The sequence below is a fragment of the Rhodocyclaceae bacterium genome, from assembly GCA_020248265.1.
In the GTDB taxonomy this organism is placed as follows: domain Bacteria; phylum Pseudomonadota; class Gammaproteobacteria; order Burkholderiales; family CAIKXV01; genus CAIKXV01.
This window is the reverse complement of record JADCHX010000004.1, coordinates 180,926-198,973: the sequence shown is the minus strand read 5'-3', so window position 1 is coordinate 198,973 and position 18,048 is coordinate 180,926. Positions and strand designations below refer to the sequence as shown.

Annotated in this window: 14 protein-coding genes; 3 read left to right on the top strand and 11 right to left on the bottom strand. The window is 66.0% G+C overall.

Going from position 1 to position 18,048, the window contains the following annotated elements:
* Positions 1–81: 81 nt before the first annotated feature.
* Entirely contained in the window at positions 82–1,509 is a 1,428-nt protein-coding gene (locus tag ING98_04670; GenBank protein ID MCA3101144.1) for an AAA family ATPase, read from the top strand.
* On the top strand, positions 1,493–2,392 hold the full coding sequence (locus ING98_04665) for a DUF4435 domain-containing protein (protein MCA3101143.1): 900 nt from the start codon (positions 1,493–1,495) through the stop codon (positions 2,390–2,392). The genes ING98_04670 and ING98_04665 overlap by 17 nt, the downstream gene beginning before the upstream one ends.
* An 895-nt stretch (positions 2,393–3,287) precedes the next feature.
* Here the strand turns inward: ING98_04665 and ING98_04660 are convergent.
* The 8 genes from ING98_04660 to ING98_04625 form a co-directional block, all read right to left on the bottom strand.
* A complete protein-coding gene (locus ING98_04660) occupies positions 3,288–4,292 on the bottom strand; it encodes a tripartite tricarboxylate transporter substrate binding protein (protein MCA3101142.1) in 1,005 nt (334 codons plus the stop codon).
* A gap of 125 nt (positions 4,293–4,417) precedes the next feature.
* Positions 4,418–5,305, bottom strand: coding sequence for an SMP-30/gluconolactonase/LRE family protein (locus ING98_04655; GenBank protein MCA3101141.1), 888 nt, complete (start codon positions 5,303–5,305; stop codon positions 4,418–4,420).
* Positions 5,306–5,331: 26 nt separating this feature from the next.
* Positions 5,332–6,252 carry an SMP-30/gluconolactonase/LRE family protein gene (locus tag ING98_04650; protein ID MCA3101140.1) on the bottom strand — a complete coding sequence of 307 codons (921 nt, stop codon included), beginning with the start codon at positions 6,250–6,252 and terminating at the stop codon, positions 5,332–5,334.
* Between the two features lie 28 nt (positions 6,253–6,280).
* Positions 6,281–7,975, bottom strand: coding sequence for a thiamine pyrophosphate-binding protein (locus ING98_04645; GenBank protein MCA3101139.1), 1,695 nt, complete (start codon positions 7,973–7,975; stop codon positions 6,281–6,283).
* A 480-nt stretch (positions 7,976–8,455) separates the two neighbouring features.
* Positions 8,456–9,400 (bottom strand): dienelactone hydrolase, encoded by a 945-nt coding sequence (locus tag ING98_04640; protein MCA3101138.1) that lies wholly within the window; start codon positions 9,398–9,400, stop codon positions 8,456–8,458.
* 144 nt (positions 9,401–9,544) lie between these two features.
* The gene (locus ING98_04635; protein MCA3101137.1) at positions 9,545–10,816 is read right to left on the bottom strand and encodes an acyl-CoA dehydrogenase; all 1,272 of its coding nucleotides are present in this window, start codon (positions 10,814–10,816) and stop codon (positions 9,545–9,547) included.
* Between the two features lie 98 nt (positions 10,817–10,914).
* Complete coding sequence (locus ING98_04630; GenBank protein ID MCA3101136.1) at positions 10,915–12,033, bottom strand: hypothetical protein; 1,119 nt, start codon at positions 12,031–12,033, stop codon at positions 10,915–10,917.
* Positions 12,034–12,082: 49 nt separating this feature from the next.
* The gene (locus tag ING98_04625; protein MCA3101135.1) at positions 12,083–13,060 is read right to left on the bottom strand and encodes a tripartite tricarboxylate transporter substrate binding protein; all 978 of its coding nucleotides are present in this window, start codon (positions 13,058–13,060) and stop codon (positions 12,083–12,085) included.
* 102 nt (positions 13,061–13,162) lie between these two features.
* Between ING98_04625 and ING98_04620 the strand changes: the two genes are divergently transcribed.
* Positions 13,163–13,918 carry a GntR family transcriptional regulator gene (locus tag ING98_04620; protein ID MCA3101134.1) on the top strand — a complete coding sequence of 252 codons (756 nt, stop codon included), beginning with the start codon at positions 13,163–13,165 and terminating at the stop codon, positions 13,916–13,918.
* A gap of 10 nt (positions 13,919–13,928) precedes the next feature.
* Here ING98_04620 and ING98_04615 read toward each other — a convergent pair whose 3' ends face one another.
* From ING98_04615 to ING98_04605, 3 genes are all read right to left on the bottom strand, one after another.
* Positions 13,929–14,330 carry an OmpA family protein gene (locus ING98_04615; protein ID MCA3101133.1) on the bottom strand — a complete coding sequence of 134 codons (402 nt, stop codon included), beginning with the start codon at positions 14,328–14,330 and terminating at the stop codon, positions 13,929–13,931.
* A 119-nt stretch (positions 14,331–14,449) separates the two neighbouring features.
* Positions 14,450–16,162 (bottom strand): caspase family protein, encoded by a 1,713-nt coding sequence (locus tag ING98_04610; GenBank protein MCA3101132.1) that lies wholly within the window; start codon positions 16,160–16,162, stop codon positions 14,450–14,452.
* Complete coding sequence (locus tag ING98_04605; GenBank protein MCA3101131.1) at positions 16,159–18,048, bottom strand: caspase family protein; 1,890 nt, start codon at positions 18,046–18,048, stop codon at positions 16,159–16,161. Before ING98_04605 ends, ING98_04610 begins: the two co-directional genes overlap by 4 nt.

The following is an 18,048-nucleotide window of genomic DNA, read 5'->3' as shown; positions in this document are numbered from 1 at the left end:
GCTTGACGGTCATTGTCTGTTCAGCCTTCTTTCCGCCTTAGCTAGTCCAAGTCCGCCATTTGGACCAACCGGAACAGCACTATGCCAAACCAAGAAACTCCGCCGCTTTTGCAATACTTCACATTGCGTGGCGTGCACGGATACAAAGACATTACTGTCCAGTTTGCTGGAGCAGCCACAGTAATCGTCGCGGAGAACGGCACGGGCAAGACGACAGTATTGAGCGCGCTCAATGCCTTTCTTACAAGGCGATTCCACCGCTTAGCCGCGCTACCGTTCTCTGCGCTTGAATGCAAGTTTCTTGCTCGTGAAGACGCAATTCGGATGACTCGCGAGGACTTTGGTTCGGCGGCTGGCGCTGGGCTTGAATCGGTCAAGGCTCTAGCCAAAAGTGCGGAACTCCCAGAGGAGGCACTTCTAGACTTTTTGCAGAATGAGTACATTCCGGCGAACTTTGACCGGTTGCTACAGACACCGGTTATAAGTCAACTCTACTTGACCATACCGGGCGACTACCAAGAGATAAAGCGAGCGCTCGATGAGGCACATGCACTCTTGAATTCGTCACTTAGCGAGCGAGCAAAAGAAATTGCTTCGGATCTTCGCGGCCTAATTGGAAGAGCTGATGTGGTTTTTCTGCCGACCTATCGAAGGATCGAACGACCGCTCTTGCGATCGAGTCGAAAGCGGGAGGCGATCAGAACCAATTGGTATGCACCGACCCGCGAAAAAAACGACTATTCGTATGAGGGCATTGCGTTTGGGCTTAGCGACATCGAAGCTCGTCTCGGTGAGCTGTCCGAGGAAATTGAGCGCACCTCCAATTTCGGGTATCGCGGATTGAGCGCGCGTATTCTAAACGACATGCTTAAGGGCCAATCTTTCCAACTTCCCTTAGGAATTGATGCACTTCCAGACATCGGATCACTTTCGCTTTTTTTGGGACGCCTCGGACGGGTAGAAAACAATCTCGGACAAATTTTCGAAAACATCGAAACGCTCTACGATTCTGGAGAAATCCACTCGAAAGACTTCGAGTTTTTGAGGTACTTCCTGAGTCGTCTGAACTCGGTCATTGATCAAACGAAAACTACAGAACAAAGAATCGAACAGTTTGTCACGGTTTGCAACAGCTATCTGACGATGTCCAGTGACGAGAAGCGGTTAGCTTTTGACCCAAGAACACTTAAGGTTGTTGTGGAGAACTCCTGGGCCAACTGCATTGTTCCACTGGATGCTCTGTCTTCCGGAGAAAAGCAAATCGTCTCGTTGATGGCGAAGCTTTATCTCTACAAGGGCTCTAAGGTCGTTCTGATCGACGAACCGGAATTGTCGCTATCTATTGATTGGCAACGCAAAGTCCTACCCGACGTAATGGCGAGCGGATCAGTCACTCAGATGCTTGCAATCACTCACTCACCCTTCATCTTCGAAAACGAGTTGGATCAGTTCACCGTAGGACTAAGGATGGAGAGAACCGGGGAGAATGTCGATGGCTTCGCTAGTTGAGAAGCTACGGGCTAGCCGCAAAGGCGCATCGGTTCTAAAGCTAAAAGTTCTGAAAATTCGTGGCGAAGACCCCGACATACTCATCTTTGTGTATGAAGGGCCGGAAGACATCCCCGTGTACGACGAGTGGATAAAGCGAATTGGCGCATGTACGAGATTTGAACCGATGCATGGTGCAGGGAAAGAACAGCTGTTGGCCTATCATCAGATTTTGATGGATAGCAGCGACCCATTACTGGACAAAATTTTCTTTTTCGTGGATCGAGATTTTGACATCGCAACACTACCGCATCCGCATGTCTATGAACTGGGGGCGTATTCAATAGAAAACCTCCTTTGTACAGAAGAGGTAGTCGACAGTATCTTGCGTAATGAATTCAGGCGTTCGGGACGCATTGCTGAGCGCAGGCGCCTTCGCGAAACGTTTAAGGAGATCGTTTCGGGGTTTGTTGCACATTGCGAGCCTGTCAATCTCGAGCTCTTTGTCGCAAGGAGGCTTCAGATAAGTGTTCTGGCGAAACCATCCAGAGCGTCCGAGATTGTCACGATTAACGCTGACTCTGTTTTTCGGGCTTATGAGACTGTTTCAGACATAGTGGTGCTTGAGGGAAAACCCACGCCTGAGAGCTACCAAAAGCTCCGGTCAGAATTCGATGAGTTACCCTCGCTGCTCAAGTGCAGAGGTAAGTATTTGTTGAGCATGCTTCGCGTTTGGTTGAAGGCTCTCGAGATGGACCTCAAAAGTCAGCACCCGCTTCTTTTCGAGGAGAGCGATTCTCAACTTCCTGGAGATCCTGCTCAATTACCGATGAGTAGGTTTGCGTCCAGCACGCCCGTCCCTCCATGCCTTGTCAAGTTTATCGGTCGGCTAGTGCAATGCTGAAAGTCTTCTGGAGCGCATAGGCCCCGATCAGTAGCACTTTGATCTAGAGTCCATCAGTCAGTATAGGGGCCTTGGCGGCTCGCTCCTTCGCGACGAGGGCGGAGGGGGCAAACCGCCCAGGGGCTCCGTCGGTCGTTCCTCGTAGTGTTCCCTGCGACATTGCGCGACCTAGACGCGCGCGTGGACGTGGCTGGTGCGCGACGGCGGTCGTCGGCGTCGGCGTCGGCGTCGGCGTCGGAGGAAGCATAGCCCCCAGTTCAAGGCGGCGGTATTGGCGGCGAGCCGCAAGCAAGGCGTATCTATCGCGTCAGTCCCGCTGGCCAACCGGTTGAACGCGACCTTGGTTCACCGCTGGGTCGATGCACGGGGACGTTCCGGGATGTCGGTGCGGCCCACACCATCGGTCAAGTCCTGACACACGGCCGTGACGGCGGAGCAGTTCATGCCGATCACCGTCGTGCCGGCGAGCGCAGTCCGCGAAAGCATCACGATCGAGGTGCGCCATGGATCGACAGACAGTGGTGAATGTCTCCTGGCCGATCGGCGCTGCGGCCGAGCGTGCCGACTGGCTGTCGACGCTGCTGCGTTGCGGCGAGCATTGTTCGGAAGAGCATCACGATCGAGCTTCGGCACGGGGCGACGATCGTGGACGTCCCCTTACCAGTCAGCGCTGCGTCCGAGTGTGCCACATGGCTTTCGGGAGGTCGTTTCGAGCGGCATGCGCTACCGTTGATCGACAAACTCCTTGGCCACACGCAGGTTCAAACCCCCAAGCGCGATGTCCATCCGTTCGATTGAACCCTGACGTGGCGGCGTTCCCCAAGAGGGCATGAAGCGCGAGCGACCCAGCACGTCTCCGCGCCGCCATCACGGCGCCCCCAACTGCTCGAGCGGCCTACCGATCCACCTTGGCGCCGGACAACTGCACCAGTTCCCGCAGCCGCGCGATCTGTGCCGGGATGAACTCGGTGACCTCGCGCACCGAACTTCCGATCGGCTCCGCGCCCAGGTCCGCCAGCTTCTCCCGCACCGCCGAGGTCTTCAGGGCCGACACGACTTCACCGTTCAGACGGTTGATGATCGCGCTCGGCGTCTTCGCCGGCGCCAGCAGCGTGTACCAGCCGATGTACTCGTAGCCGGGAATCGTCTCCGCGATCGCCGGCACCTCGGGCACGACCTCCGAACGCCTGGCGCTGGTGATGCCCAGCGCCCGCACACGGCCCGAACGCATGTGCGCCAGCACGGCTGGCACGACGGAGATCGTCATGTGCACCTGCCCGGCGATGGTGTCGGTGAGCGCCGGCGTCACGCCCTTGTACGGCACGTGCTGCAACCGGATGCCGGCCATGTGCCTGAACAACTCGGCGGACAGATGCGGCGGCGAACCGGAACCGCCGGACCCGTAGAGGAGGTCGCCGGCCTTCGCCTTCGCCAGTGCGATGAAGTCCGGGAGCGTCTTCACCGGCAGCCCGGGGTTCACCACCAGCAGGAACGGCGTCGAGGCCATCAGGGTGATCGGCGCGAAGTCCTTCACCAGGTCGAACTTCAGCTTGTCGAACATCACCGACACGATCGCGGCCTGGGTGGTGGCGATCGTCAGCGTGTAGCCATCCGGGGCGCTGCGCGCGGCGATCTCGGCTCCGATGATGCCGCTCGCGCCGGGGCGCGGATCGATCACCACCTGCTGGCCCCAGGCTTCGGTGAGGTGTCCGCCGATCAGCCGGCCGACGATGTCCGGGCCGGAGGCCGGCGTGCTGAGGATGATCAGCCGGATCGGCTTCATCGGGTATTGCGCGGTCCCCTGCGCGGGTCCCTGCGCGCGCACGTTGCCCGCGAGCAGGGCGGCTGCGGTGCCCGCGGCCAGCACGGTCAGGGCCCTCTTCGAACGCTTCAAGTCCATTGCGATCTCCCGCGTGACCCCGCCTCGTGGCGGGGGTTGTCCGGTGATGCGCCGACCGTCTTCGTTGCCTTCTGTTGCCGATTCCCTTGCTGCCGATTCCCTTGCTGCGGCGTCCCTTGCTGCCCTTAACGCTTGAGCCCGCGCCGCCCCGTATCCGTCGCGCGATACAACCCGCCATCCCCCGCTGTCACGTACAGGCTCTTCAACCCGTCGTCACCGAACGCGCAGCGCATCGGCATGTCCGCCGGTGCCGCATGCGTCTCGAGGATCGTCCCCCCGGGCGAGATCACCACGATCGCAGGCCCTGCCCCCGCCTTGCTCCAGCCCATGCAGGCGACGATGTTGCCGTCGCTGTCCAGGCACATGCCTTCGATACCGCGGTCGATCGCGGTGAAGGTAAGCAGGGTGTGTGCATGACCGACGCTGCCATACGCGCTCACCTCGTACGCAAACAGCTGGCACACGTCGCCACGCTCCACGTCGCCATCGGCGACATACAGCGTGCGCTCGTCCTTCGACAGCAGCACCGCACGCGGTCCGCAGGTGTCGTGGGTGATGCGTTCGATGCGGTACGTACCGGGGCCGGTCGGATCCAGGCGCAGCACCGAAGCGTGGTCCAGCATCGGATATGCGGGCGGGCCGTATGGCGGCTGCGCGTTGTACGCATCGGCGAACCAGATGCGTCCGCGGCTGTCGAGCTGCACGTCGAGCGGCTGGTTGTGGTGCGCGCCGTCGAGCAGTTCCTCGGTGGGTGCGGTGCTGCCGTCGGTGCGGTAGTGCACGACACGGCGGCCGCCTTCCTGCGCGGCGTACACCGAGCCGTCGGGTGCGACCGCCAGGCCGTTCACCCGGCCGGTCCAGCGGCGGAAGGTGTCTGCCTTCTTCGTGGCGGGGTCGTAGCGCAGCACGCGCTCCTCGGCCACCGCGCTGAACAGCATGCCCTTGCCATCCCAGGCAAGGCCACCGGTTCGGCCCTTGAACGGGCCGGCAATCAGTTCGAAGTTCCAGGCCATTCGAGTCTCCGGTCAGGGGTGGCCGTTCATCGCGACGGCACGCCGGCGATGTTGATGCGCGTGCTCACCACCGATCCGATCATCGTGATGTAGAGCGTCTTCCAGTCGGCGTCGCCGAACGCGATGTTGGTCGGGTGGTGGCCCGGCGTCTTGATGCGCACGATCGTCTTGCCGGACGGGTCGTGCACCCAGATGCCGCCGGGCGCGGTGCACCACACGTTGCCGTCGACGTCGCACTTGAGGCCATCCGGCACGCCGCGCTCCGGCCCGTCGTAGCGGAAGAAGATGCGCGCCGGTCCGACGCTGCCGTCCTTCTTCACGTCGTAGGCGCGGATCACCCGCTCGCGGCTGCAGTTCACGTACAGGATCGATTCGTCCGGCGAGAAGCACAGGCCGTTCGGATACGTGTTGTCCTCGCACACCACCGACAGCTCGCCGCTGGGCGAGATGCGGAACACCGGCTGGGTGTCGAGGTAGCGTTGCATGTCGGGGCCGGTCATGCCGACGTTCACCAGTCCGCCGGGCGGGTCGGTGAACCAGACCGAGCCGTCGGACTTCACGACGATGTCGTTCGGGCTGTTGAGCTTCATGCCCTTCCACTTGTCGGCGAGCGTCGTCCAGCGGCCGTCGTGCTCGCGGCGGAACACTGTGCGCCCGCCCCAGCCGGCGACCACCAGCCGGTTCTCGAGGTCGAGGCAGGTGCCGTTCGCCTTCACCGACGGGCGCAGCATCAGCTCCTGCCCCTTGCCGGGTGTCCACTTCCAGATGGTGTCGCCGATGATGTCGGTGAACCAGAGGCAGCCGTTCTTCGCGTCCCAGGTCGGGCCTTCGCCGAAGATGATGTCCTTCGCGAGGACGGCGACCGGCGGGCTCGGATCGATGATGCGCTCCCAGCCGGGTGCGCACAGGTCGACCTCGACCTTCAGGTGTTCGAGTGAACCATGCATGGGAAGTCCCCTACAGTCGTTCTGTTTTTCAGTGGGCGCTGGCGGCGCCGCCCGTCCAGGTCTTCGGCGAGAACGCGCGATGCTCGGTGACCACGTCGATCACCACCGGCCGGTTCGCCTTCAGTGCGCGCTCCATCGCCTTGGGCATGTCCTCCGGCCGTTCGACGCGGATGCCCACGCAGCCGAGCGACTCGGCCACCTGGGCGAAGCTCACCGGGTTGAAGCCCCAAAGCGCGCGTCCACGCTCGTCCGGGTCGCCGCCATACGACTTGTCGAAATGGGGGATCTCCTGGTTGAGCGCGCTGTTGTTGTTCACCACCAGCACCATGTTGATGCCGTAGCGCGCCGCGGTCTCGAGCTCGGCCAGGTGGTAGTACGCCCCGCCGTCGCCGGCGAAGCAGACCACCGGCGTATCCGGCAGCGCGCACTTCACGCCCATCGCGCCGGGCAGCGCCCAGCCGAGCGAGCCGGCGCAGCGGATCAGCCGCTGGCCCGGACGCAGGAAGTCGATCATCGTGCCGGTCCAGATGCCGGAGTGGCCGGTGTCGCAGACCATCACCGCGTTGGCCGGCAGCATCTCGCCGATCTCGCGGCAGACGCGCTCGGGGCGCATCGGCACCACGTCCGAGTTGCGGTGGCCGTCGGTGTCGGCGCGCCAGCCGGCGACCAGCGACTGGATGTGGTCGAGCCAGGCCTTGCGCGGCGTCGGCTTCGTGCCGGTGGCCGCTTCGATCATCTGCTGCAGCACCACCTTCGCATCGCCGAGCAGGCCGACCTGCACCGGATAGTTGCGGCCGAGCTCGCGCGGGTCGATATCGAGGTGGATCACCGGCGTGCCCGGCTTCGGTACCTGCCAGCGCGCGGTGACCTGGCTGCCGGTATGGCTGCCGATGAAGAACACGAGGTCCGCCTCGCCCACCGACTGGTTCGCGCAGCTGCGCGAGTAGGTGCCGCATACGCCCACCGACAGCGGATGGTCGTCGAGGATCGTGCCGCGCGCATTGAGCGAGGTCGCGACCGGGATCTGCAGAAGCTCGGCGAGTTGCACCACCTCGGCCTGCGCCGCCGACCAGTGCACGCCGCCACCGGCGACGATGATCGGGCGCTGCGCAGCGGCGAGCAGGCGCAGCGCGTCGACGACATGCGCCGGGTCGGCGGCGGGCCGGAACGGCGGCACCGTCTTGTACTGCGGCTCGACCAGCAGATCGAGGTCGGCCTCGACCATGATGCACTCGGCATGGTGGCCGCCGATCTGCAGGTGCACCGGACCGGGCGCGCCGCTGGTCGCCTCGCGGAACGCCTGGCGCATCATGTCGGGCAGGCGCTTGATGTGGTCGACATGCGCGTTGAACTTGGTGGTGTGGTCGAACTGGGTGAAGTCTTCCAGCTCCTGGTACGCATGGCGGTAGCGCTGGTGCGGCGCCGGGCCGCCGGTGATCGCGACCACCGGCGAGCAGGCGAGGTAGGCGTCGCGCAACCCGGCCGCGAGGTTCGATGCACCCACGTGCTGCGCCATGCACACGCCCGGCCGGCGCGACGCGCGCGCATAGCCGTCGGCCATGTAGGCGGCGGCCTTCTCGCCGTGGGTCATGATGCGGCGGATCGACTGGCCTTCGAGCGCGGTCAGCGTCTCGAGCAGCATCTGGGGCACGAAGAACAGATGCGAGACTTCGTACGCGCGAAGCATGTCTGCGACATACCGGGGACCGGTCGTCGTGGTCATGGTGCCTCCTCCCGTTGCCCACTTTATGTGTATGCGGCTTTGAAGCTGCGGCTTTGAAGCTGCGGCTTTGAAGCTGCGGCTCATCCCGTGCGGGCGGGTTGCGGGATGGCTGTTTGAATGACTTTAGCAAGGGTGCGTCGCAGCATGCAAGGGGTGGGCGCGCGGGCTTCTGGAGCCTGGCCCATGTATTCGGCGCTGCAGTCCACCACCTGTCCAGGCAGGATCCACTACAGCCGAGTTCGACGAAACAAGAACGAGAGATTTGCCACCAGCGCGAACTTGGCAGATACCTTGCCATATGCCCTTTGATGCCTGGAGGCCATCCTGACCGAACGTCGCGCTTCGTTGTTCCGAAACGGTCGCAACCAGGCAGTACGCATTTCAAGAGAACTCGAGATGGCAGGAACCGAGGTTTCGATCCGCAAGGCGCGGTCTTCGAGTGCGTGACCGTACTTCAGCCTGACGAGCCCGCTGACCGGGTCAGCGCGCGTCGACCGGCTTCAGGCTGTCGATGAAGGCCGCGATCCGGCGGCGCATGTCGTTCGTCGTGGCATCGCTGCGGCACACGGCAAACCGGTTGTACACGTTCATCGCCTTGCCGCACTCGCCGTCGACTGCCGGGGTGTGCGCGCCGCGATTGGCCGTATCCCAGCCATGCGTCTGGTCGGGATAGTGGTGCCACTGCGCTGCGCGCGTGAGCGCCGCGCGATCGCATGGCTCGATCGGCGTCGCGGTGTCGCGGCCGCCGGTGAACACGATGACCGGCGCGATGTACGGACTTAGCGCGGGTCGATGCAGACTGCCGTCGGCGATGCAGTTCGGGTAGAGCGCGATGCCGGCGCGGTAGAGGCCGGACACCTGGCTGCGCAGGAAGGGCTCGTCGGTGAACGTCCGCAGTACGGTCCAGCCGCCCTGGCTGTCACCGTAGAGGAAGATCCGGGCCGGATCCAACGCCCGGTTGTCGCGCAGCCAACGGGCGGCCGCGACGGCGTCGAGGGCCCGCATGTTCGCGCCGAACGCCGTCCAGGTGGCCCAGTTCTCTTCGCGGCCGCGGCTCCAGTAGCTGTCGAGCAGCAGCACGTTCGCACCCAGCGCATCGCGCAACCACAGCGCGGTGGCGAAATTTCCGGGCACCAGTCCGTGGCCACCATGAACGACCACGAAGGTAGGACGCCCCGCCACGCCCTTGGGATGCGGGTTCCAGCTTGCCAGCAGCCGGCCTGAGCCAGCATAGGCAGGCACCAGCGGTTGCAGGGCGGCCAGCCCTACCTTCGCCGTGTTGTTGTGGAGCGAGTAGCTTTCCTTGAGCGGCCGCTCGGGCGCGCGGTCGCTGACGATCGGCGGCTGCGCCAGCGGCACGTCGGCTGCAGTGAACGGCGTGGCGCAGCCAACCGTGAGCAGGGCCAGCCCTGCGGCAAGCAGCAACGTACGAAATGCCGCGCAGGCATGCCCTCGGGTGGGGTGCTTGGCATGGATCGATGACATGGCGCACCGAGCATAGCGCACGCCTGCCGATCTGGCGGCGCAGGCGACCGGCGGCGGCATCGGCCCGGGCCTCCTGCAACAGGCCTACATCGTCGGACTCTTGAACGCTCCGCCCAGCGCCACCAGCCCCCAGGGCGTGAACTGCATGTCGGTGCTGAACACCACATGCCCGGACGATGCATGCGCATCGCGGAACATCCGCTGCAGCGGGCTCTTGTCGTAGATCGCACTGGCGCCGGCCATCTCCTGGAGGATGTCGACCGCCTCGTTGGCGATTTTCATCGCCATTGCGGTGTTGCGCCGATAGCGCAGCTTGGTCTCGAGGTCGAAGCTGCCGCCGGCCTTGTAGTGCGCCCAGCCTTCGTGGCAGTCGCCCTTCAGCCAGGCGTGCGCCGCGTCGATCTTCGCGCCGGCCATGCCCACCCGCAGTTGCACGGTAGGGAAGTCACGCATCGAGGCGCCGGTGTAGCTGGTCGCACGCTGCTTCACCGAGGACGTCGTCTCGTCGAGCATCGCACGGGCATTGCCGATCATCGCGCCCGCGATCGCATTGCCGCCGAGCGCCGAGTTGGGGACGCGGAACATCGGGTTGGCGTGCTTCTTGAAGCCGGGGAAGCTGTGACCGGGCTTCGATACCTGCATCGACAGCACACGATGCTGCGGCACGAACACGTCCTTGCAACGCACGGTACGGCTACCGGTGCCGCGCATGCCCAGCACCTGCCAGTCGTCGATGATCTCGTAGTCTTCGCGCGGCACCAGGTTCATGCACCAGTCGATCGGCTTGCCGTCGGCATCCTTGACCACACAGGCGAGCATGTTCCACGAGGACACGTCGACGCCGGACGAGAAGCTCCACTGGCCGGACAGCAGCAGGCCACCGTCGACCAGCGTGCCCTGCCCCTGCACATAGGCGATGCCGGAGGCGATCAGCGCGTCCGGGTCCTTGCCCCAGATCTCTTCATGCGCCTTCGGATCCCACTGCACGAGTTGACGATGGTGCGAAGACAGGTTGGCGAACACCCAGGCGGTCGAGGCGCAGCCCTGGCCGAGCTTCTCCGGGATCTCGTAGAACGCCGGGAAGTCGAGCTCCATTCCACCCCAGGCCTTCGGCTGCTGCGAGCGCAGCAGGCCGCTCTCGTGCAGGGCAGCGAGTACCTTGTCCGTGAGCCGGGTCGCGGCTTCGGTCGCCGGCGCTTCGGCACGCAGCAGCGGGATCAGGTCGGCCGCACGCTGCACGGCCTCGGCATAGGAGACACCGGAGAAATCCTTGCCGGTGCCGGCAGGAAGCGGGGGGAAAGTTGCAGCAGCGGCAGTCGGTTCAACCGCCAGGGCCAGCGGGGCTCGCGCATTCATCGCGGATCCTTGTTGCGGGGGCCGTGAGGGCCGATGCACCGACGTTAGGACCGGGCCGCTCAATTGTCAATACAAATGCCGCAGCGTCGCGCAGTGTTCTAGACGGCGATTCGGAAATGCTCGACCGCCGTCTCGTCTACGTCCACGCCCAAGCCATCGCCCATCGGCACCGGGATGCTGCCGTCGACCGGGCGCAGCGGCGCGCGCACGATGTCTTTGGCGAGGTACTGGCTGCTCGGCGTGATGCCCCAGTCGAGGTTGGGCACGGTGTAGCCGAGGTGCACCAGTGCGGCGGTGCCGATGCTCGACTCGCCCGCCTTGCAGGCTAGGTTGATCTTCAGCCCGAGTTGCCCGGACACGATCGCCGCACGCATCAGCCCGGCGATGCCGCCGAGCTTGATCGTCTTCAGGTTCACGCCCGAGATCGCGCCGGCACGCTGCCAGGCGATGATGTGGTCGATGTCGTGCACGGATTCATCGGCGCAGGTGGGCGCGCCGCCGGCCTGCGCGACCTTGATCATGCCTTCGAGATCGTGGTCGGGCAGCGGCTGCTCGAAGAACAGCAGGCCAGCACTAGCCGCCGCGCGTGCATAGTCGCAGGCGTCCTGCAGCCCCATGCCGGTGTTGGCATCGGCGCAGAGCATCGCCGCCGGGCCGAGCCGTGCACGCAGTTCGGCCAGCATCGCGATCTCATCGACGACCGGCTTCACGCCCGCCTTCACCTTGAACAGGCGGATGCCTTCGGCCTGCTTGCGCACTGCCTCGTCGAGGTCTTCGTCGATGGTGGCGTTGGCCAGCAGATGCATCACCGGGACCCAGGTGCGCGCGAGGCCACCGAGCAGCGCATGCACCGGCACCTTGTAGTGGCGGCCGAGCAGGTCGTACAGCGCGACATTCAGCGCACACTTGGCTGCGCTGTTGCCCGGGATCGCGCGATCGAGGCGCCGCTCGATCGTCGCGCGCTCGATCAGCGGCGCACGCTCGAGCACCGGCAGAAGCACGCGGTCGGCAACCAGCTTCATGCCAGGCAGCGTCTCACCGGTCATCGTCGGCGCGGCGGACGCCTCACCCCAGCCGACCAGCCCGCTGTCGGTTTCGAGCCGCACCACCAGCGACTCCGAATGCGTGAAGCGCTGGCTGCCACCCATCAGCTGCGGACGCGCGAGCGGCAGCGAGACCGGGATCGCTTCGGCGCGGACGATGACGGGCGACGTCATGCGCAGCAGCCGGACCTGGTGCAACGCGAAACGGCGTCCGGGGTCGCGTTCACTCCGGCTTCAGCCCGGCCTGCTTCACCACCGCGGCCCAGCGCTCGCTCTCGCGCGCGATCTGCGCGCTGAACTCCGCGGGGGTGTTTCCGATCACCGCGGTGCCGAGGTCGTTGATCTTCTTCGTGACGTCGGGCAGGGCGAGCGCCCTGACGATCGCGCCATGCAACCGGTCGATGATCGGCTTCGGCGTGCGCGCCGGTGCCATCACGCCGTACCAGGTGCCGGCGTCGAACGCACCAAGGCCCTGCTCGGCCAGCGTCGGCACGTCGGGGATGCTGGGCAGGCGCTGCGGTGCGGCCACGCCGAGCGGACGGATGCGCTTCGCGTTCACATGCGGGATCGACGACAGGCCGCTGTCGAAGGCCATCGTGATCTGCCCGGCGACGAGGTCAGCCATGCCAGGCGCCGCGCCCTTGTACGGCACATGGACCAGCTTCGTTCCGGTCACCGACTGGAACAGCTCGCCTGCCAGGTGCGACGAGCTGCCGCGCCCGAACGAGGCGAAGGTGAGCTTGCCGTCCTGCGCCTTCGCGTAGCCGATCAGTTCCTTCACCGTGCGCGCAGGCACGCTCGGATGCACCGACAGGATGAAGGGCGCGTCGGCAACAATGCTGATCGTCTCGAAGTCGTTGATCGAATACGGCAGCTTCGCGTAGAGCAGCGGGTTGGTAACGAAGGTGCCGGTAGCCGCGATCAGCAGCGTGTAGCCATCGGGCGGCGCCTTCGCGGCGATCTCGGTGGCGATGATGTTTGCCGCGCCCGGACGGTTGTCGATGATGAAGGTCTGCCCGAGCGACTTCGACACTTCCTGCATCACGATGCGCGAGATCACGTCCGCGCCGCCACCGGGCGAGGACGGGTTCACCACGCGCACCGGGCGATCCGGGTAGGTCGACGCCGGCTGCGCGGCGACCATGGCCGGGACGGCCAACAGCACCGCAGCCGCGACGCTGCGAAAAGAAAGACCAGCCATGCTGCCCCCTCCGTGTCCAAGTATTCTTGGCGTCGACCGGTCGTCCGGCATCTGTGCGTGACCGTATCGACGCCCCCCTGAATTGTCAAGATGATTGCAACGATGCCGTCCGAGAAAACCCTGCCCCGCCACACCCAGATCGCCGACCGGTTGCGCGCAGACATCCAGTCCGGCATCTACGGGCTGGGGGCACGGCTGCCGATCGAGGCGGAACTCGCCACGCTGTTCGACACCAGCCGTCCGACGCTGCGCCAGGCGCTGGCGACCCTCTCGGCCGAGGGACTGATCGTGCGCCGCCCGCGTACCGGCTCGGTGGTGGTGGCCACCCACGTGCCGGTGGTGCTCTCGCATGCGGTCACTTCCGTGAACGAACTGCTCGACTATCCGCGCGACACCCATCGCAAGGTGACCGCTACCCGCTACCTGAAGGCCGATGCCGGACTGGCGCAGCAACTGCACTGCCCCACCGGCAAAGAGTGGTTCCAGATCACCACGCTGCGTTACGCCGGAAAGTCCGCCGTGCCGCTGTGCTGGACCGACACCTACGTGCTGCCGAAGTACGCCGGCGTGACTAAGCACCGCCGGCACACGCTGATACCGGTGTGCGAGCAGATCGTCGACCTCTTTGACGAGGTGATCGAGCAGGCGGACATCGAGATCTTCGTGATGCGCATTCCGAAGCGGATGGCCGCCGCGCTCAAGGCCCCGGCGGATTCACCAGCGATGGTCGTGATGCGTACCTACACCGGCCGCGATGGCGAGGTGTTCCAGACCACGGTCAGCGTGCATCCGGAGGAGCGCTACCGGTACCGGTTCGAGTTGAAGCGCGAGGCACGCGCGGCGGGACGGAAGCGCTAGGGGTCAGGGGTCAGGGCATCGCGGTGATGCGCACGCGCCGGTTCTCCAGCGAATAGGGCTGGTCCTTGCGCAGCAGGTCGGCGGCGCCGCGTCCTTCGGCGCTCAGCCGCGTGCGCTCGATGCCCACGGACGCCAGGTGCCCGATTACCGATTCGGCCCGGCGCTGGCTGAGCTTCTGGTTGTAGGCGGCGTTGCCCTTGGCGTCGGTATGGCCCTCCACCAGGAAGCGCAGCGTCGCCAGGCGATCGCTGCGCATCGCGGTGGCAAGGCTGTCGAGCAGCGGCAGGCTGGCCGGCTGGATGCGCGCCGAGTCAAAGTCGAACAGCACCACCAGGTCGACGCTGCGCGGCTCGGGCACCAGGTTGCGCAGGCCGCGGGTAGCGGCCGGCGGCGGCGCCAGGCGATCGACCAGGTCGTTCGCGGTCGCGTTGCCGGTGGGTTGTGCAGTGGCCGGCGGTGCGGCAGCAGGCTGTGCAGCAGCGGGCAGTGCCAGCCAGGCGAGCAGCAGCCAGGCCGGGGCGAGACTGGATTTCATCGGACCTCCTCCACGGTGAACAGTTGCGCACCGAAGGCTTCGGTGCCGCCGGCCGGTGCCGAGGTCAGGAAATCGAACAGTGCGCCGCGTCCACCCAGCGTGTTCAGCGCGAAGGTGAAGGGAGACTTCGCATCCGGCTTCGAGCGGCTGAGGCGTTCCAGCGTGCGAGGTGCATCCGAGACCACCACCAGCAACTGGTTGGTGCCGGCTGGCCCGGCGGCGCGGATGCGCCAGTCCTCGCGCGGCAGCCGCACCGGCTGGCCGGCGCGCACACGGTTGTCCCTGTCCAGTGCATTCGGGAACAGCAGGTAGAAGCTGCTGGCATCGCTGCCCAGCAGCACCACGTACAGGAAGCCATCGCGTGGCGGCGTGATCGTGAGGTCGAGGAAGTCGCGTCCGATGCGCAGCGCGCGCGACTGTCCACTGACCTGGGGCGTGCGCCTCGGGTCGGCCTGCGCGGCGATATCCTGCAGGGTCGCGAGCGAGGCCAGCGGAGGTGGCGGAGGAGGCGGCTCCGGCTCCGGGCTCGGCGCCACGGCTACGGGTACCTGCGCTGGCACCTGGGCTGGCACCTGTACCGGGGGCGGGGCGGGTACGACGGGTGGCGCAGGCACCGCCGGGGCAGGCGGGGTGGCCGGCGGCGGTGCCGGGGGCGCCGGGGGCGGCGTCGGTGCAGTCTGGGCAGGCGCCTGGGCGATCGGGGCCTGGACGGGCGCCGCCGGAGGACGCACCACTGGGACCGGTACCAGGTTGCGGTTGCCGGCCAGGGTGATGGTGTGCGGCGAGAGGTTCGGGTAGGGACGCAGTCGCTCGTTCACGAACGACTGTGCGCAGCGCCGGATCTCCTCCAGGCTCACCGCGCCCGAGGAATCCAGGTCGCGTGCCTTGCCGAGCATGCAGTCGCGGATACCCTGCGTGGCCACGCCGCCGTTGTTCGGGTCGTCGAAGCTCACTTCGTCCGGGCGCGCGGAGGCGATCATCACCACGTTCTCGCGCAGCGCACCGAGCCGGGTCGACTCGGTGAACAGTGCGCGCGTGCGGTAGTTCGACACCATCGAACAGGCAGCAACCGAAGCGCCACCGGGCGGCGAACTGAACTTGGGCACCAGTGCCGGGCCGAGTCCGCGCGACGCGGCAGCCTGCCCGGGCAGCACGCCTTCGGAGTGGCAGGCATCGAGCATCACCACCAGCTTGTCCGCGCGTTGCCCGGCCGACTGCGTGGCCTGCGCCAGTTCGGTGTTGGTGATCACCTGGCCGTCGTAGGTGAGCAGGCCCTCGATGCAGCCGCCGGCTTGCGGATCGAAGTAGCGGGTGCCGTGGCCCGAGAAGTAGACCAGTGCGCGCGAGCCGTCGCCGACCCGGTCGCCGAACTCGCGCAGGATGGCGAGCAGGCTGGCCTTGGTTGCTTCGGCGTTGCGCACCACCCGCATGCCGGTGTCGGGTACGCCCATCGCGCGTGCGATCGCACGAGCGCTCGCCATGTCGTGCTCGACACCGCGCAGCGGCGTCACCGACGGATCCGCATAGCGGCTGATGCCGATGATGAGTGCGGTACGCGCACCGGATGGCTGGGCCAGCGCTGTCGTCGCAGGCACGAGCAACAGCAGCACGACCGCAGCCATCAGGGCCGCGAACGCGCCACGTGCGCGCAGGGCGTTTCCGGTCATGGCCGGGACGAGGTTCGGGAACACGCGATCGGTGCGGTTCATGGCGCGAAGAAGAATTCGCCGATGGCCTGGTCGTACAGGGCCGGCGTCTGTTCATGGCCGACGCCGCGCGCGAGCTTCACCACCTCGTTGCGGACGTTGCGCAGCACACGATCCACCGACTGGCCAGGCAGGAGCATCTCGCGCAACAGCACGCGAGTGAACAGCCCGTTGCGTTCCCGGTCGTTCGGCCCGAGGCGGTCGAGTGCCTGCTGCCCCGCGCCGGCGGAGTACATCACCATCTGCCCGGTGGCCGCCGAGGTCGGCGCCAGGCCGCGTCCGCCGATGCTGCGGCCCTTCGACTGGAACGGGTTGTCGCGGCAGGCATCGACCACCGCCAGCGCGAACTTCGCCTTGCGCTCGTTGAGGTCGTCGAGGATGCGCTGCAGCGGGATCGCCTCGTCCTTCACCTGCTCTTCATGGTCGGCCCGGATGTCGGTCGGCAGCAGGTAGTTGGCGGCACCGAGCTGCACACCGTGGCCGGCGAAGAAGAAGATCACCTCGTCGCCGCCCTGAACCGTCATCCGGAAATCGCGCAGGGCCTGCTTGAACTGCTTCTCTTCGAGATTGAGGTGCCGGGTGACGGTGAAGCCGACGGCCTGCAGCGTGCGTGCCATGGACTCGGCATCGGCCGCCGCGTTGGCCAGCGGGGCCACGTGGGTATAGCGGTCGTTGCCGATCACCAGCGCCTTGCGGTTGGGCGCGGGTGGCCGCGGCACGAACGGCCGGGCAGCCTCGGCCTGCGGTGGCGGGGCCTTCTGGGCGGCAGCACCCTGCTCCACCGTGGCCTGCAGCTGGGCGAGCGCCTTGCGCATCTGGTCGAGCTGCGCCTGCAGCTCGCGGTTCTGCTGTTCGATCGCCGCCGACGGGGCCACCGCCGTGGCGGTGGTCGCTGCGGTCGTTGCCGTGGCGGTCGCTGCCGTCGCGGGCGCGGCAGGCAGCGTCGATGGCGTCGACGCCGGAGCCGCTGCAACCGTTCCGCCGGGCGGCGGTTTAGCGGCAGCCGGCGTGCTGCCCGTGGTGGGTGCCGCACCGCCGACCGCTGCCTGGGCGGCGGCTGGCCGCACCGGCGCGGCAGCCGTTGCGGTGGCGGGCCCGGTAGCCCAGCCGAGCGCGATCACCGGCCGCGGCGTGAGGTTCAGGAAGGACAGCTGCATCGAGGTCATGTAGACCGCGGTCCAGGTCGAGAACATCTCGGCCTCGACGCCACCCCGACCGGAGACCACGGCCTCGCGGAACTGGGCGGGTGTACGACCCTGCGGCGGCCGTACGAACGCTTCGACGTACAGGCGCCGCTTCAGGTGTTCCTGCAGCGACAGCTGCACCAGCAGCACGCCGGTGAGGTTCGCCGAAGGCTCGATGGCGAGTGCCGCAGGACCCAGTTCATGCCACCAGGGATCGGACGGCACTGCGCGTGCGCGCCACTGCGCGAAGTCACCGAGCGGCCATGCGCGCGAGCAGCGGTTCACCACGTCGTTCGAACCGGACCCGTGCGCAGTGCGCATGAACTCCGTGCTGCCCTCGCGCGCGGGGCTGGCATCGCAGGGCAGCGGCGGCCAGCCGCTGGTGCGGTTGTCGCGGATGTGCCGGACCACCAGCAGCGGGATCGGTGCGTCATCGCGCAGGTGGCGCAGCACGATCACTTCGTACTTCATGTTCGGCTGGTTGATCACCGGCGTTGCCGTGACCCGCCAGTCGCCCTCGGGCAACGGCACGCTCGCCCCCCAGCCGAGCGCCAGCGCACCGCGCACGGTGCTGCCGACCGCCGGCTGGGACAGCGCCGGGCGCGCGGCGAACGCGAACAGGCAGGCAAGCAACAGCAGCGCGAGCCATTCGCGCGAAAGGAGACGATGCCGGCACGTGGCCTGCGGCAGGTACGCTGCATTCAT